Source organism: Xanthomonas sp. NCPPB 2864 (assembly GCF_056675615.1).
This window is the reverse complement of sequence record NZ_JBWWVS010000010.1, coordinates 13,209-29,780: the sequence shown is the minus strand read 5'-3', so window position 1 is coordinate 29,780 and position 16,572 is coordinate 13,209. Positions and strand designations below refer to the sequence as shown.

The 16,572-nt window shown below is 66.4% G+C and carries 11 protein-coding genes; 4 read left to right on the top strand and 7 right to left on the bottom strand.

Annotated features, from left to right (window positions below):
* Window positions 1-11 precede the first annotated feature (11 nt).
* Both AC1KVE_RS17780 and ispG read right to left on the bottom strand, forming a co-directional pair.
* On the bottom strand, window positions 12-710 hold the full coding sequence (locus tag AC1KVE_RS17780; protein WP_104568526.1) for a phosphatase PAP2 family protein: 699 nt from the start codon (window positions 708-710) through the stop codon (window positions 12-14).
* The gene (gene ispG / locus AC1KVE_RS17775) at window positions 691-1,956 is read right to left on the bottom strand and encodes a flavodoxin-dependent (E)-4-hydroxy-3-methylbut-2-enyl-diphosphate synthase (RefSeq protein WP_016903102.1); all 1,266 of its coding nucleotides are present in this window, start codon (window positions 1,954-1,956) and stop codon (window positions 691-693) included. Before ispG ends, AC1KVE_RS17780 begins: the two co-directional genes overlap by 20 nt.
* A 120-nt stretch (window positions 1,957-2,076) precedes the next feature.
* On the opposite strand from ispG, the gene AC1KVE_RS17770 reads away from it, so the two are divergent.
* Window positions 2,077-3,303, top strand: coding sequence for an ATP-binding protein (locus AC1KVE_RS17770; protein ID WP_016903101.1), 1,227 nt, complete (start codon window positions 2,077-2,079; stop codon window positions 3,301-3,303).
* Window positions 3,300-3,878, top strand: coding sequence for a response regulator transcription factor (locus AC1KVE_RS17765; RefSeq protein WP_016903100.1), 579 nt, complete (start codon window positions 3,300-3,302; stop codon window positions 3,876-3,878). The genes AC1KVE_RS17770 and AC1KVE_RS17765 overlap by 4 nt, the downstream gene beginning before the upstream one ends.
* Before the next feature lie 626 nt (window positions 3,879-4,504).
* Here the strand turns inward: AC1KVE_RS17765 and AC1KVE_RS17760 are convergent.
* A complete protein-coding gene (locus tag AC1KVE_RS17760) occupies window positions 4,505-5,461 on the bottom strand; it encodes a glycoside hydrolase family 5 protein (protein WP_481092464.1) in 957 nt (318 codons plus the stop codon).
* Window positions 5,462-5,942: 481 nt separating this feature from the next.
* On the opposite strand from AC1KVE_RS17760, the gene AC1KVE_RS17755 reads away from it, so the two are divergent.
* The gene (locus AC1KVE_RS17755) at window positions 5,943-7,799 is read left to right on the top strand and encodes a putative bifunctional diguanylate cyclase/phosphodiesterase (RefSeq protein WP_481092458.1); all 1,857 of its coding nucleotides are present in this window, start codon (window positions 5,943-5,945) and stop codon (window positions 7,797-7,799) included.
* A gap of 92 nt (window positions 7,800-7,891) precedes the next feature.
* Here the strand turns inward: AC1KVE_RS17755 and AC1KVE_RS17750 are convergent, their stop codons facing one another.
* Both AC1KVE_RS17750 and AC1KVE_RS17745 read right to left on the bottom strand, forming a co-directional pair.
* The gene (locus AC1KVE_RS17750) at window positions 7,892-9,454 is read right to left on the bottom strand and encodes a sodium/sugar symporter (protein WP_039509865.1); all 1,563 of its coding nucleotides are present in this window, start codon (window positions 9,452-9,454) and stop codon (window positions 7,892-7,894) included.
* A gap of 257 nt (window positions 9,455-9,711) precedes the next feature.
* A complete protein-coding gene (locus tag AC1KVE_RS17745; protein WP_046345913.1) occupies window positions 9,712-12,324 on the bottom strand; it encodes a glycoside hydrolase family 3 protein in 2,613 nt (870 codons plus the stop codon).
* Window positions 12,325-12,759: 435 nt separating this feature from the next.
* On the opposite strand from AC1KVE_RS17745, the gene AC1KVE_RS17740 reads away from it, so the two are divergent.
* A complete protein-coding gene (locus AC1KVE_RS17740; RefSeq protein ID WP_026064900.1) occupies window positions 12,760-14,715 on the top strand; it encodes a PhoX family protein in 1,956 nt (651 codons plus the stop codon).
* 788 nt (window positions 14,716-15,503) lie between these two features.
* Here AC1KVE_RS17740 and AC1KVE_RS17735 read toward each other — a convergent pair.
* Together AC1KVE_RS17735 and AC1KVE_RS17730 are read right to left on the bottom strand one after the other, a co-directional pair.
* Window positions 15,504-16,127 (bottom strand): ATPase, encoded by a 624-nt coding sequence (locus AC1KVE_RS17735; RefSeq protein ID WP_184455753.1) that lies wholly within the window; start codon window positions 16,125-16,127, stop codon window positions 15,504-15,506.
* Window positions 16,128-16,130: 3 nt separating this feature from the next.
* Window positions 16,131-16,475: a type II toxin-antitoxin system prevent-host-death family antitoxin gene (locus AC1KVE_RS17730; RefSeq protein ID WP_047125491.1), complete on the bottom strand. Its 345-nt coding sequence runs from the start codon at window positions 16,473-16,475 to the stop codon at window positions 16,131-16,133.
* Between the last annotated feature and the right edge of the window lie 97 nt (window positions 16,476-16,572).

Below are 16,572 nucleotides of genomic sequence, written 5' to 3'. Positions count from 1 at the left end.
CGGCCGTACCCTCAGGCCGAGGTGAGATGGCGGCGCCAATGCGGCCGCCGTGCGCCGCGAAACATCACCAGATACAGCCCGACCACCCATACCAGCGCGGCCGACCAGCCGCCCAGGATATCGGAGGGATAATGCACGCCCAGGTAGATCCGCGACACGCCGACCAGCACCGCGAACAGGCTGGCGGCAGTGGTCACCGGCCAGCGCCAGCGCGTGTTCCAGGCCAGCGCGATGACCACCGCAGCGAGCGTCATCGAGCCCATCGCATGCCCGCTGGGAAAGCTGAAGGTGCTTTCCGGGGCGATCGATTCCCACAGGCTCGGGCGGTCGCGCTGGAACACCTGCTTGGCGCCCATGTTCAACAAGGCCGAGCCGCCGAAGCCGAGTGCGGCAAAGGTTCCCTCGCGCCAGCGCCGCAACATCAGCAACACCAGCACGATGGCGACATCGGCCGGGATCACCCCGTACTGGTAGCCGATCTTGGACACCACCCCGAAAAACGCATCCAGCCCCGGCGTGGCGATGCTGCGCATGCTCCACAGCAGGGGCTCGTCGAAATAGAAATTTTCCAGCTCGTGGACTTCGTCGGCCAGGTCGACGAACAAGCCCAACGGCAGCAGCACGCCGGCAAACAGCAACGCCATGCGCCACGCATTGCTGCGCAGCCATCCCCTGAAACCCGCCGGCGATTCAGCCGGCGCGACGGACATAGGTGCGTTCGACGTACTGATCGATCAGATCGATGAACTCGTAGGCGATGTTTTCACCACGCAAGGTGACGCTTTTTTCGCCATCGATGAACACCGGTGCCGACGGCGCCTCGCCGGTGCCCGGCAACGAAATACCGATGTTGGCGTGGCGCGATTCGCCCGGCCCGTTGACCACGCAGCCCATCACCGCCAGGGTCATGTTTTCCGCGCCGGGGTTGCTGATCTTCCACTCCGGCATCTTGGCGCGCACATGGTTCTGCACCACGCCGGCCAGTTCCTGGAAGAACTCGGAGGTGGTGCGGCCGCAGCCCGGGCAGGCTGTGACCATCGGCGTGAAGGCGCGCTGGCCGGTGGTCTGCAGCAGTTCCTGCGCGACGATCACTTCCTGGGTGCGCGACTGGCCCGGTTCCGGCGTCAGCGAGATGCGGATGGTGTCGCCGATGCCTTCCTGCAGCAGCACGCTCAGCGCGGCGGCGGAGGCCACGATGCCCTTGCTGCCGATGCCGGCCTCGGTCAGGCCCAGATGCAGCGCAAAGTCGCAGCGGCTCGCCATGTCGCGATACACCGCGATCAGCTCCTGCACACCGGATACCTTGGCCGACAAAATGATGCGCTCGCGCGCCAGCCCCAGTTCCACCGCGCGCTCGGCCGAATCCACCGCCGAACGGATCAAGGCCTCGCGCAGCACGCGGCCGGCATCCCAGGGCGTGGCGCGCTGCGAGTTCTCGTCCATCAGCTGCGCAGCCAGCGACTGGTCCAGCGAGCCCCAGTTGGCGCCGATGCGTACCGGTTTGTCGTACTTGATCGCGAACTCGATCAGCTGCGCGAACTGCAGATCCTTCTTCTTGCCGAAGCCGACATTGCCCGGATTGATGCGGTACTTGGCCAGCGCTTCGGCGCAGGCCGGCTCGGCGGCGAGCAACTGGTGACCGTTGTAATGGAAGTCGCCGATCAACGGCACCTCGATCCCCATCATGCGCAGCTTGTCGACGATGCGCGGAATGGCCGCGGCCGACTCGGCATTGTTGACGGTCAGGCGCACCATTTCCGAGCCGGCGCGCCACAGGTCGGCCACCTGCTTGACGCTGCCGGCGATGTCGGCGGTATCGGTATTGGTCATCGACTGGACGACCACCGGGTGGCCGCCGCCCACAGTCACGCTGCCGATCTTGACGGCCTGGGTGATGCGGCGCGGCCAGGCGGTGGCGTCGGCGGGAGGGGTTGGGCGAGTCACGGCGTCGTACATCGCGGTATTTTAGCCTGTCATCGGTCCGCTCACAGCTGAAGCGCTGCGCAGGCCGTCTTCCGGGCCGATGCGACGGTTTGTCGCAGGCCGCCACGCCCCCGAGCGCATAGCATTGCCGTGATGAATTCCTCAGACGCCTCCTTCCTGCGGACCCTGTGCAGCCTGCGCTGGCTGGCCACCGCCGGCCAGGCCGCTACCATCCTGGTCGCCACCGGCCTGATGGGCCTGGACCTGCCGCAGCAACCCTTGTGGGCCGGCGTGGCCGCACTGGCGGTGTTCAACCTGTATGCGCAACTGCGGGTGGCCCACCGCGGCGCGGTCAGCCCGGCCACCGAGTTCGGCCACATCCTGGTCGATGTCACCGTGCTGACCTGGATGGTGGGCTGGAGCGGCGGCATCGCCAACCCGTTCGGCTCGCTGTTCTTGGTGCTGATCGCGCTGGCCGCGCTGGCCCTGCCGCTGGGCTGGGCGATGGCGGTGGCGGCGTCCTGTGTGGCCGGCTATGTGATCAGTGCGGCGTTTGGCCTGCCGCTGCCCTACGGCAGCTTCGACCCGCTCAGCCTGCACATGTGGGGCATGGCGGCCAACTTCCTGCTGTCGACGGTAGTGGTCCTGGCCTTCGCCACCCGGCTGGCCTTGTCGATGCGCGAACGCGAGCGCGAGATCTCCACGCTGCGCGAGCGCTTTGCGCGCAACGAGGGCATCGTCGCGCTGGCCACGCATGCGGCCTCGGTGGCGCATGAGCTCAACACGCCACTGGCGACGATGACCCTGCTGGTCGACGACATCGCCGACCAATGCGACCAGGGCGAATTGCGCGAGGATCTGGACACCCTGCGCGAACTGCTGGTGCAGTGCCACGAGCGCGTGCTGGCGCTGGCCGCACCGGCCGACAACGGCCACCTCAGCCGCGAGGTGGCGGTCAAGGACGTGCTGGAACAATGGCGGCTGGTACGCCCGACCATCGAGCTGCGCCGCAACGACGACGCACCGATGCGCCTGCTGCTGCAGCCCGGCGTCAGCCATCTGCTGATGGTGCTGCTCAACAATGCGGCCGATGCCGGCGAACGTGCCGGCCGGCCGCAGATCGATCTCACCCTGCGCGTGGAGCAGGACCATCTCAGCGGCGAAGTCCGCGACTATGGTCCGGGCTTCGACACCTCGCAGGCCATGTTGCCGGGCACCTTGTTCAACAGCGGCAAGCACGACGGCATGGGCGTCGGGCTGGCGCTCTCGCACGCCACCGTCGAGCGGCTGCAGGGCGAGTTGTGGATGCTGCCCGCCGAAGGCAGCGGCGCCCGCGTCGGTTTCCGTCTGCCGCTCTCCGAACACGAGGCACTCGCATGACAAGCACTCCCCTGCGTACCGGCCTGCTGGTCGACGACGACACCTTGTACCTGCGCACGCTGCAGCGCAGCCTCGCCCGCCGCGGCGTGGAAACCCTGACCGCCACCGACGCGGCCAGTGCCCTGTCGACCGCACGCAGCGCCCTGCCCGATTTCGCATTGATCGATCTCAAGCTCGGCCACGATTCCGGCCTGAGCCTGATCCAGCCGCTGCGCGAGATCCGCGCCGACATGCGCATCCTGCTGGTCACCGGCTATGCCAGCATCGCCACCGCGGTGGAGGCGATCAAGCTCGGCGCCGACGACTATCTGCCCAAGCCGGCCAATATCCCGACCATCATGCGGGCGCTGGGCGAAGAGGACGACGAGCTGCCGGAGCCGGACGAAGAAGAAACCGCGCGGGAAATGATGACACCGCTCAGCCGCCTGCAGTGGGAACATATCCAGCAGGCGCTGCACGAAACCGGCGGCAATGTCTCCGCCGCCGCACGCCTGCTCGGCATGCACCGCCGCTCGCTGCAGCGCAAGCTGACCAAGCGGCCAAGCCCGGGGCCGTTACGCGAGCCCGGGCGTTGAGGCCTGACAACGAAACGTTGAACCGTGGCGTTTTTCAGGTGCTATTCCAGGCTTGATCCATTCAAACACGGCGTTGTTTTTTGGTTCGATCCGACACTTGAGTCAAAAGCTCGGCGAGTCGAGTGCGCGATGCCCTCGCCGCTTGCGGGACACGCCGTGAATCCGTCCATGGAGGCTCCTTGGCGGCATCCATGCCGCCAAGGGTCCCGCAACCGGCAAGGACACCGCGCCAGAAAGTTGGCCGGCTACTTTCTTGAAAGCGTATTGCTCGGCTTGCGGCAGCAGCTGCGACGTTTGCAGCTAGCGTGTTGAAAGCCCGTTTGCTGCTCGGCTTGCGACGCGAAAATGGTCAGAGGTTGATCGAACCCTTAGTGATCCGACCAGCGCACGTCATGCGCCATTTCTACTATGCACACCGACCATCTCGACGGGTCCTTGCCCGCCCACCGTCGCGGGACCTTACGCGGCATGGATGCCGCGTAAGAGCCTACAGGGACGTACTTGCGGCGTGTCCTGCGATGGTGGGCGGGCAAGGGCCCTGCAGAAAGCTCGCAAATCGGAAGCTCTGCAAGCAACCCATTCACCCATCCCGAAAAACCAAAGACGTTGACCGCAGGGCGTCACTCTCAACGTGGCCCGAACACGCTCGCCCTGCGCGAGGTCGCGGTGATGCCATCGGCGCCGAGGATCAAGTTGCGCCCCCAGCTGCTGAGGCGCGTGGCGTTCCAGCCGATTGCGATATCCAGCGATTGCGTGCTGCTGTCATTGCCCGACCACGACCAGCCCAGATAGCCGACGTTGTATTCGCGGGCGCGGCGCATGATCGCTGCCTCGTCCACGTGCGCGCCGCGATGGTCTCCACCGAACTCGCCGATCACCAGCGCCAGCTTTTTATCGCGGAAGGCGCGCAGATAATTGTTGACCGTCGCATCGCTGCCGAACACTTCGTACATGTGCACGCTGAAGAGCAGGTTGCGGCGGCTGTCGCGCGCCAGCAACGCCGCAGCGTTGTCGCGCATGTAGAACTTCCAGTCCTGGCCCCAGTTCGGCGCATCCACCATCAGGGCGTGGGTCAGTCCGGCCTTGCGCAATGCGGCGATCGCGGTTGCATGGCCGTTGACCCATTCGCTGGCGCTCAACTGATTGCCGAACGGCTCGTTGCCGATGTTGATGATGACCTGGTCTTCGTTGCCAATCAGCGCCTTGCGGATGCTAGTCCAGTACGCAGTAGCGTGGGCCAGGCCAGCGGCAGCGCCGTCTTCGCCATAGCCGGTGGTGTCGTGCACTTCCAGCACCGCGATCAGGCCCAGGCTTTTGCAACGCGCGATGATGCGCGACACGTCGGCCTCCGGTGTGCGGTTCCAGCGATAACCGGAACTGAGCACCACGCGCACGCTATTGGCGCCGGTGGCAGCGATGGCAGCCAGGGCCGCGTCGGTACGGCTTGCGTACCAGGCATGCGGCAGATTGACGCCACGCAGGACCACGGTGTTGCCATTGGACTCACGCAGTTGTGTGCCGGACACCGACAGCCCCGCGTGCGCGGCAGACGACACTGCCAGGCCTGCAACGACCAGCAGCATGCGATGGGCAAAACGAGACAACGGTGATTTCACGATCGATTTTCCAGACAGAGGGGAGGACGACGAGCGATGGCGGCACTCACAGTGCGCGTGAACACTGTGTCAATTTGAGGTGTCAGCCGATGCAACCCCTGTCACATATCGAACAAGCGCCAAAACAGGTGCGCTGAACGATTACGTTGTGATGGGGCAACGAAGCAGGCGCACCCTCAGTGATCGGCAAGGCGTCGCCAATGTTTAGCGGCCGCGCGCCAGCGCCGGCCGCGACGCCGCACGTTTGCTTACATCACGCATGAAGTGGGAGTCAGAGCGACCGCGGGCCTCGCGCCTGGCTGTCGCCTCATGCTGTGGCCTGCTGCCATCGCGTAGCTGTCGTCCCTGCAGCGGCTCAGTCGCAGCCATTGCGTGGCAAGGCCCGCTTCAACTGAACGGCGCCCAGCGCGATCGATCAAGGGATTACGCTCCAGGCCGATAGAAGCACATGCAATCCGTGCTCGCTCCCGCCAAGTCCCCTCCTCCGCCCGTGGTCGACGAGTCGACCCGGTTGTCCGTCCTGCGTGGCCTGTGCCTGCTGGACTCGCCGCCGGACCCGGTGTTCGAGACCATCGCCGCCATGGCCGCCCGCAACCTGGGCGCGGAAATCGCGCTGGTGTCGCTGGTGGACGAGCATCGTCAGTGGTTCAAGGCCCGCATCGGCCTGGAACCGCAGGAAACGCCGCGTGACCAGGCGTTCTGTGCGCATGCGATCCGTGCCCCCGAGGTGATGGTAGTGCCCGACGCGCAACTGGATCCGCGCTTTTGCGACAACCCGCTGGTGCTGGGACCGCCGTTCATCCGTTTCTACGCCGGCGCGCCGCTGACGCTGCGCGACGGCCACCGCATCGGCACCTTGTGCGTGATCGGGACCAGCCCGCGCCCGGGCCTGGATGCCGAAGCGATCACCCAGCTGGAAGGCCTGCGCGACCTGGCGGTGCTGCGGGTGGAAAACCTGCGCAGCACCACCTACCGCGACGGACCGACCGGGCTGCCCAATCGGTCGCGCTTTGCCGAAGACCTGGATGCCTGGCTGTCGCAACGCGACAGCGCGCCGGCCACCACCGCGGTGGCGGTCGACATCTGCGGCAGCGATTACTTTCGCGACATGGTCAAGGCGCTGGGCTGGGACTACGCCGACGGTTATGTGGCGATCGCGCAGCGTCGGCTGGCCGCCTATCTGCCTACCGGCACCGCGCTGTATCGGCTGGACCCGACCACCTTCGGTTTTCTGGCCCAGGCCGAAACGCAGCGTCTGTCCGCGCTGTGCACCAAGGTCTCCAAGGCCTTTGCCGAAACGCTGGAACATCAGGGCATTCCGCATACCGCAGTGGCCTCGATCGGCGCGGTCTCGTTGCAGACCAGCTATGGCGCGGCCGACACCATCCGCTCGCTGACCACCTCGGTGGATATCTCGCGCGAACGCGGCGTGCCGTGGAGCATGTACGAGCGCAAGCACGACGTGGCCCAGCGCAATACCTTCCGCCTGCTGGCTTCCCTGCCCGCCGCGCTGGACAGCGCCAGCCAGCTGCGCCTGCACTACCAGCCGCGCGTGGACCTGCACGATCACCGCTGCGTCGGAGTGGAAGCGCTGCTGCGCTGGCAGCATCCGATGATCGGCCCGGTGATGCCCGCCGACTTCGTGCCGATGGCCGAGAAGACCGCGTTGATCAACCGCATTACCGCCTGGGTCATCGACAACGGCATTGCCCAGGCCGCGCGCTGGCAGCAACAGGGCCTGGATTTCAATCTGGCCCTGAACGTGTCGGCCGCCGATCTGGACCGGCCCGGATTCGTTGGCCTGCTGCGGCGTGGCCTGGAACGCCACAACCTGGATCCGCGCCGGCTGGAGATCGAATTCACCGAAAGCGCGATGATCCGCCACCCCGAGCATCTGGCCGAGCAATTGGCGGCCATCGCGGCGCTGGGCGTGCATATCGCCATCGACGACTTCGGCACCGGCTACAGCAATTTCAGCTATCTCAAGCAGCTGCCGGCCAGCTCGTTGAAGATCGATCAGTCCTTCATCCGCTCATTGCCGGACAACCGCACCGACCGCACCCTGGTGCCGGCGATGATCCAGCTCGGCCACAGCCTGGGCCAGCGCGTGGTCGCCGAAGGCATCGAGTCGGCGGAGGCCTACGCGCAGCTGCGCACCTGGGGCTGCGACGAAGGTCAGGGCTACTGGATCGCCAAGCCGATGCCGGCGGCCGCACTGGAAACCTGGCTGCAGACGCCGTGGCATGAGCAGCTGGAAGCGCCGGTCAATCTGCTCGCCGCAAGCCTGGCCGCGGCGCGGGTGTAAGCGAAAGCAGCAAGCAGCCAAAACGCACGCGGCGCGACACCTGAGTGTCGCGCCGCGTGCGCACAACCAATTTCAGCGGACTGGCTGGGCGATTACCAGAACACCGCGTACAGCGCGATCAGGATCACCACCACCCCGATCGCACCGACCTTGAAGCCCAGCGTGGTGCCGTAGGCCACATCGTCGGTACGGATCAGGTCGCGCGCCTGGGTGGGCGCGGTCATCAACGACACCAGCACTGCCAGCACCAGCGCCGCCACGAACACCACGCCGATGCGGTCCATGAACGGCAATTCCGGCCAGGCGAACTTGAGCGCGAACGACAGCACCACCGAGCCGATCGCCGCGGTCAGTGCGCCGGCTTCGTTGGCGCGCTTCCAGAACAGGCCAAGCATGAAGATCACCACCACGCCAGGCGTGAAGAAGCCGGTGAATTCCTGGATGAACTGGAAGCCCTGATCGAAGTTGCCCAGCAACGGCCGCGCGGTGAGGATGCCGATCACCACCGCCACGATCGCCACGATGCGACCCACGCGCACCAGCTGCTTCTGCTCGGTCTGCGGACGGAACTTGGCGTAGAAATCCAGGGTGAAGATCGTCGCCACCGAGTTGATCTTGGAAGCCAGCGAGGCCACGATCGCCGCCACCAGCGCCGCGAACACCAGGCCCAGGATGCCGGTCGGCAACAGCTGCATCATGGTCGGATAGGCCTGGTCGGGCTTGGCCAGGTCCGGCGCCAGCACCACCGCGGCAATGCCCGGCACCACGATCACCAACGGCATCAGCAGCTTCAGGAACGCGGCGAACACCATGCCCTTCTGCGCCTCGCCGATGTTCTTGGCCGCCAGCGCGCGCTGGATGATGTACTGGTTGAAACCCCAGTAGCTGATGTTCATCACCCACAGACCGCCCAGCAGCACGCTCAGGCCGGGCAGGTCCTTGTAGAACGGGTTGTCCTTGCTCAGGATCATGTGGAAGTGCTCCGGGTGCGCACTCCACAGGTGCTTGAAGCCGGCCAGCACGCCGGCACCGTCGCCGATCCGTGCCAGGGTCAGTCCGGCCACCAGCAGGCCGCCCAGCACCAGCAGCGTGACCTGCACGATGTCGGTCAAGGCCACCGCTTTAAGACCGCCGTACAGCTGGTAGACCAGCGCGAACACGCCGATCAACGCCAGCGCCAGGGTCTGGTCCATGCCGGTGACCTGGCTGACCGCGATCGACCCCAGCCACAGGATCGAGGTGAGATTGACGAACACGTACAGCAGCAGCCAGAACACCGCCATCAGCGTGCGGATCCACTTGCCGTAACGCTGTTCCAGGAACTGCGGCATGGTGTAGATGCCGTTGCGCAGAAAGATCGGCAGGAAGAACTTGCCGACGATCAGCAGCGTCAGCGCCGCCATCCACTCGTAGGAGGCGATCGCCAGGCCGATCGCATAACCGGAACCGGCCATGCCGATGATCTGTTCGGCCGAGATGTTCGCGGCGATCAGCGAGGCGCCGATCGCCCACCACGGCAACGACTTGCTGGCCAGGAAGTAATCCTCGGCGCTCTTGCTGTGACCTGCCTTCTCGCGCGAGACCCACTGCGCGAGCACGAAGATGCCGGTCAGATAGACCAGCACAATCACGATATCCAACGTCGCCAAACCCACTGCACTCTCCTGTCTGGCTCTGGGCCGAGCGTCGTGGACCGGACAGGTCTGCAGACTGCCGCCGCCCGCACTGCGTGCGTGGCAGCAGCGCGGCGAACCGCAGCTGCAGGCCGTCCCGGCCGATCGACGCGCGCGTCCCGCGGCGGCTGATGACACCACCGCTGAGGGTGGCCGCTTTGACACGTCGCCGGGGCCGGCGACGCATGTATGTGGTTCTTACCTGGGCATACCCGCAAGCGCGCCTGCGGGTGTGCTGCTTACTTGACCGGGCAGTCGAGCGTGACTTCGGCTTCGTTGAGCGCGCCCAGCGCGATCTTCGACACCGACAGGTCCAGCGCTGCAGCGCTTTCGATGCTGGCGACCTGGGTCAGCTTGGTCACATCCGCACCGGCCACTGCGAAGCACTTCAACGGCACGCCCACCACCTTCCACTGGCCTTGCGGCAGCGCGGCCAGGGTCTTCTGCGCATCGACGCGGCCGCCGCACTTGTCGCCACAGCCCACGCCCAGCCACACCGGCGCGGTCACCGCGCTGTCGCGGCGCACGGTCAGCTGCAACTGCACATCGCCGTTGCTCTCACGCGAGACATCGACCGGCTTGCCGGACACCAGCAACACACTGGAGGCCTTGGCACCGGACCAGACCAGGCGCCGCGCATCTTCCTGCGCCTTGTGGTCGACCGCGGTCATCTTCAGGCTGCCATCGGACAGACCCACCGGCAGCGTGGTCGCCGGCATGTTGGCCTGGCCGGCATTGGACAGCTGCATCGCAATGCCCAGCGCCGGCTTGCCGCGCACGAAGTACACCCCGCCCACCGACTGCTCGCCGGACACGCCCGATTCTTCCGGCAACGCAGCCAGGTCGCCCTTGTCGGCGTAGGTCAGGCCGAAGCCGAACTTGAACTGCGGGTCGTAATCCTTCTGCCCGACGTTGTTGGCGAACTGCACCGCGGTCTTGGGCCAGGAGAAGCTCAGCTTGCCCTTGAAGTCGTTCTGTACCGTGCCATCGGCCTTGCGCAGCAGCACGTCGGCAATGCCCTCGCCTTCCGAACCCGGCAACCAGGCGGCGACGAAGGCATCGGCGGCGTTGATGTACTGGTTCATCCACAACGGGCGCCCGCTCAGGAACACCGCCACCACCGGGATGCCTTCGGCCTTGAGCTTCTTGATCAGCGCCAGCTCGCTCTCGTCGCCCGGCTTGTACAGCAGGGTGGCGATGTCGCCCTGGAACTCGGCGTACGGGTTCTCACCGAATACCACCACCGCCACGTCGGGCTTGGTCTTGTACGCACCATCGACTGCCAGCTCGGCCTTGCCGCCGGCGGCCTTGATCTGCTTGTCCAGGCCTTCCCAGATGGTGTTGCCATTGGGATAGTCGCTGCGCTTGGTGCCGGTGCCCTGCCAGTTCAGCGTCCAGCCGCCGGATTGCTTGCCCATGTCGTTGGCACCGTCGCCCAGCACCAGTACGCGCTTTTTTGGATCCAGCGGCAGGATGCCGGCCTGGTTCTTGAGCAGCACCAGCGACTCGCGCACCGCCTGGCGGGCGATCGCGCGGTGTTCCGGCGCGCCCAGCAATTCGTACTTGCCGCCGAGCGGGCGCTTGGACGGCTTGCCGGCTTCGAACAGGCCCAGGCGCAGCTTGACGCGCAGGATCCGGCGCACCGCATCGTCCAGGCGCTCGGCGGAGATCTGGCCCGACTTCACTGCCGCCAGTTCGGTCTCGTAGATGCCCTTCCAGCTGTCGGAGGCCATCGCCATGTCGACGCCGGCAATGAACGAGGCCGGGCAGTTTTCGTTGGTGCAGCCCTTGACCTGGCCGTGGCCATTCCAGTCGCCGACCACGAAACCGCCGAAGTTCATGCGGCCCTTGAGCACGTCGGTCAGCATGACCTTGTTGCCGTGCATCTTCTCGCCGTTGAAGCTGTTGAACGAGGCCATCACCGTCTGCGCACCGGCCGCGATCGCCGGCGGGTAACCGGCCGCGTGGATATCGCGCATGGTGGCTTCGGACACCTTGGTGTCGCCCTGGTCCTTGCCGTCGGTGGTGCCGCCGTCGCCGACGAAATGCTTCACCGAGGAAATCACGTGGCTCCCATCGAGGAACTGCGGCGTGCCCGGCACGCCCTGCACGCCTTCGACCATCTTGCCGGCGAAGCTGGCCACCACCTCCGGCGACTCGGAATAGCCTTCGTAGCTGCGGCCCCAGCGGTCGTCCTGCGGCACCGCCACGGTCGGCGCGAAGGTCCACTCCATGCCGGTGACGCGGGTTTCGGCGGCGGTGACTTCGCCGATCTGCTTGATCAGCTCCGGGTTGCGCGTGGCGCCCAGGCCGATGTTGTGCGGGAACAGCGTGGCGCCGACGATGTTGCTCTGGCCGTGCACCGCATCGATGCCGAAGATGATCGGAATCGCGTTGCCGCCCTTGGAGGTGTCCATCGACGCTTCATAGAAGGCGTCGGCCAGCTTCAACCACTCGGCCGGGCTGGCGTCGTACTTGCCGCCTGGATCGGAATTGCCGCCGGCCAGCACCGAGCCGATGCGGTACTTGCGCACATCGTCCGGGGTCATGCTGGCGATGTCGCCCTGGATGGTCTGCGCGACCTTCTCTTCGACGCTCATCTTGGCCATCACATCGGTGATGCGCTGCTCCAGGGCCTGGTCCTGGGCGAACGGCCACTTCGGCGACGGCCACTGGTCGGGATGGATCGTGGTGGACGCCTCGGCAGGTGCGGCGGCCGGTGCGGTCTTGCTCGCCTCGGCAGCGGTGTCCTTGCCTTGGCAGGCGGCCAGCATCAGCACCGCTGCGGCGGTGGCCAGAGAGAGGGCACGACGCGCCACGGGCGCGGCGGTACGACGAAGCAGCTTGTCCAAGATCCAGGTCTCCAGGTGGTTCTCCCCACGGCGATGCGTGACGCCGCAGGCCATTAGGCGGCGTACGCTTGCGTGATTCCCCTACCCTGTCAACAACACGCGCTTGTATGCCAAACGCCGGCCAACTTATTGGCCCGGGCTATAGGCTTGGAATACCGGCAGCACCTGTCAAACCACGGCAAAGCGCCGAATCCGGCGTGGCGCTTGATCTTTCGCGACGGCGCAGTTTGCTGCAATGCACCACTGTCCGCGATCACCATTGCGCAGCTCCTGTCACCTGCACGCGCGCTGCTGGGTTCGCTTGTTGCACCGTGTACGAACGCCCGCCAACGGGTGAGCTCGCCGTCAAACAACTGTCATACCTCGGGCCTAGCGTGACCGGCTTGCCGATGCGCCACCGGCCATCGTTGATCGTCGTCTTTGCCTGGAGTTTCGATGTCTGCCTCCCCCGATCCCGCCCGCCGCCGCCTGATGCAGTTGCTGGCGTCCGTCCCGCTGTTGCCGCTGGGCAGCGCCAGCGCCGCCGCCCTGCAACACCTCGGCGGCGCGGCACTGGCCGCACACCCGTTGCGGCCGTCGGACAACCCGACCCAGCTGGTGTCGGCCACCTTCCATGGCATGCCCGCACCCAGCCTGGCCAACCCCGCGGCGATGGCCACCACCACGGTGGGGTCGGCGCTGACGGTGGCGCGCAGCGACGGCAGCACCCAGCGTTATGCGCTTGCGTACCACCCGTTCTTCGTCACCGGCGACCAGGTGCCCGACGGCAAGGGTGGCACCGTGCTGGCCGGTGGCTATTACGACATCCAGCATCGGCCGATCATCGACCGCTCCAAACCCGGTGCCGAACGCCCGTTCTTTTCCGATTGCCCGGACGGCTCCTCGCTGCTGACCCTGCCCGATGCCAAGGTGCCCGGGGTCAAGGGCAACCATGTATTTGCGGTGGTGCAGTTCGAATACACCACCCGCGACCAGGCCGGCAACGACACCAACCGCCACCTGCCCGCGCCGATCGCGGTGCTGACGCTGGATCAGGACCCGGCCACCGGCAAGCTGTCGCTGGTGAAATACCACAACGTCGACACCGCGCCGGTGCACGGGCTGTGGACCACCTGCGGCGCCAGCCTGTCGCCGTGGAATACCCACCTGTCCAGCGAAGAGTACGAACCCGACGCCACCGCGCTGGCCGGCAACACCCAGTTCCGCAGCTACAGCACGCATCTGTACGGCGACCCGGAAAAAGCCAATCCGTACCACTACGGCCACCTGCCCGAAATCACCGTGCACCCGGACGGCACCGGGAGCGTGCGCAAGCACTACTGCCTGGGCCGCATCTCGCACGAGCTGGTGCAGGTGATGCCCGACCAGCGCACCGTGCTGATGGGCGACGACGCCACCAATGGCGGTCTTTTCATGTTCATCGCCGACCGCAAGGCGGACCTGTCGGCCGGCACCTTGTACGTGGGCAAGTGGCAGCAGACCTCGGGCGTGGGCCCGGGCGCGGCCACGTTGCGCTGGATCAAGCTCGGCCACGCCACCAGTGCCGAGATCCAGGCCATGGCCGACCGCCTGACCGCCGCCGACATCCTCGACGTGCATCTGAGCGACCCGGGCGATGCCTCGTTTACCAAGATCCCGTTCAACGGCACCTTCAACTGGATCCGCATCAAGCCGGGCATGGAGAAGGCGGCGACTTATCTGGAAACCCATCGCTACGCGGCGCTGGCCGGCGGCAGCCTGGGCTTCACCAAGCTCGAAGGCACCACCGTCAACGCGCGCGACAAGATCGCCTACATGGCGATGTCCTACATCGTCACCAGCATGCGCAACGGCTCGGGCGACGTGAAGGTGGAAGGCCCGGATGCGGGTGCGGTGTACGCCCTGAATCTGCGTGGCGGCCAGCGCGACAACCACGGCGCGCCGATCCACAGCGACTGGGTGCCGATCGACATGGCCGCACCGGCCGCGCTCACCGGCCACGATCTGGCCAAGGCCGACGCGCTGGGCAACCTGGCCGACCCGGAACGGCTGGCCAACCCGGACAACCTCAAGTTCTCCGAAGCGCTGCGCACCTTGTTCATTGGCGAAGACAGTAGCCTGCACGTGAACAATTTCCTGTGGGCCTACAACGTGGACAGCGGCACGCTGACGCGGGTGCTGTCGGTGCCGGCCGGCGCCGAATCCACCGGCCTGCATGCGGTCGACCAGATCCACGGCTGGACCTACGTGATGAGCAATTTCCAGCATCCCGGCGACTGGGAAAGCCCGCTGCACGACACCGTCAAGGCCACGCTGGATCCGCTGATCCGCGCCAACTACAAGAACCGTTTCGGCGCGGCGGTGGGCTACCTCACCGGCGACCCGGTGGCGGTGAAGCTGGGCAAGGCGTAAGCGCCGCCGTTGCAGTTACAGCGCTGCGTGACGCTACAGCCGAGTGGCGTCTCGCTGCTGTCGCAAGGGCCGGTAGGAGCGCACCTGGGCGCGAGGAGCTTTACCGGTATGGCCTGTCGCGCCCGGGTGCGCTCCTACGGGTGAGGCCGAACGTGCAGCGCGGCGTTCTCGCTGCTGTCACAAGGCCGGTAGGAGCGCACCTGGGCGCGAGGAGCGTTGCCGGTATGCCTGTCGCGCCCGGGTGCGCTCCTACGGGTGAGGCCGACACGTGCAGCGTGGCGTTCTCGCTGCTGTCGCTAGGCCAGTAGGAGCGCACCTGGGCGCGAGGAGCTTTATCGGTATGGCCTGTCGCGCCCCGGTGCGCTCCTACGGGTGAGGCCGACACGTGCGGCGTGGCGTTCTCGCTGCTGTCGCAAGGCCGGTAGAAGCGCACCCGGGCGCGAGGAGCTTTCCCGGTATGCCTGTCGCGCCCGGGTGCGCTCCTACGGGTGAGGCCGAACGTGCAGCGCGGCGTTCTCGCTGCTGTCGCAAGGCCGGTAGGAGCGCACCCGGGCGCGAGGAGCGTTCCCGGTATGCCTGTCGCGCCCGGGTGCGCTCCTACGGGTGAGGCCGACACGTGCAGCATGGCGTTCTCGCTACTGTCGCTAGGCCAGTAGGAGCGCACCTGGGCGCGAGGAGCGTTGCCGGTATGCCTGTCGCGCCCGGGCGCGCTCCTACGGGTGAGGTCGCTGGATGTCTGGCCGCGTCGGTGAGAAGCAGATCAGACCGCACGTGCCTGAGCGTGCGATTCAGGACTGCCGCAACTCCAGCGCCGCCATCACAATGGGCTTGGCCCAATCGGGCACCTGCGCCAGTTCTTCGGGCGTTTGCGGGTATTGCAGGCCGTTGCGGTCCAGTTCCAGCACCAGCAGCGGCGCGACCTGCCCGGTCGCGTCGGCAGGCGCGCTGTTGTCGTAGACATGCAGCACCGACAGGTGCGGCAATAGTGCGATCAGGTTGGCACGCGAGGCATCGTAACGCTCGCGGATCTTGTGCTCGGGGATGGCATGCCCGCCAGCGGCCACGCGCGCCGCCACACGTGCGATATGCAGCTCGACGCTCGACAGGCCGCAGAACCAGACCGCCACCGTGTGCGTCGCGCAGGCCTGCCACAGCAGGCGCGGGATGGTGGTCGCGCCCAGGGTGGTTTCGAACGCACAGTCATGGCCGGCGTCCATGGCCTGACGCAGTCGCCGCACGCCTTCCTGCCAGGCTTGTGCATTGGCGTCTTCGGGTGACCAGCCCTGCTCCACCAGGTCCCGGGTGAACGCATCCGGGTTGAACCAGGTGGCGCCGTCTTCCCGCAGCAGGCTGCCCAACAGCGAACTCTTGCCGGCGCCGTTGACGCCGGCCAGCACCAGAATGTTCCCCACGATTTACAGCGACGGCCCCAGCGCGATCTTGCTGCCCCGGCGTGCCGGCTTGCCGATCACCTGGGCCAGGCCTGCGCCGTCGGTCACCGCCGCAAGATGTGCATCGAACCTGGCCTGCAGTGCCTGCAGCGACTGCGCGCGCGTCGAGGCGGCCGTCGCTGCACTTGCCTGGCTGACCAGCCGGCGGTATTCCTCCGCGTCCACCACCACCGCCTCGGGGTGATTGTGGTTGGTGATGACCACCGCGCCATGCGAGCGCACCTTGCGCATCAGGTTGGGCCAGCCCTTCACCTTGATGTCGGCAGCGGGGGATTTTTCGAGCTCGGGCAGATCCTGGAGGCGAGACATGGGACGGTCCTGCGCGCTATGGTGGCCCCAGCCTACTCCCAACGTCCCATTTTGGGAAATTTGGCCATTTGGCCCAAATTTATTGCCACGCAGGAAC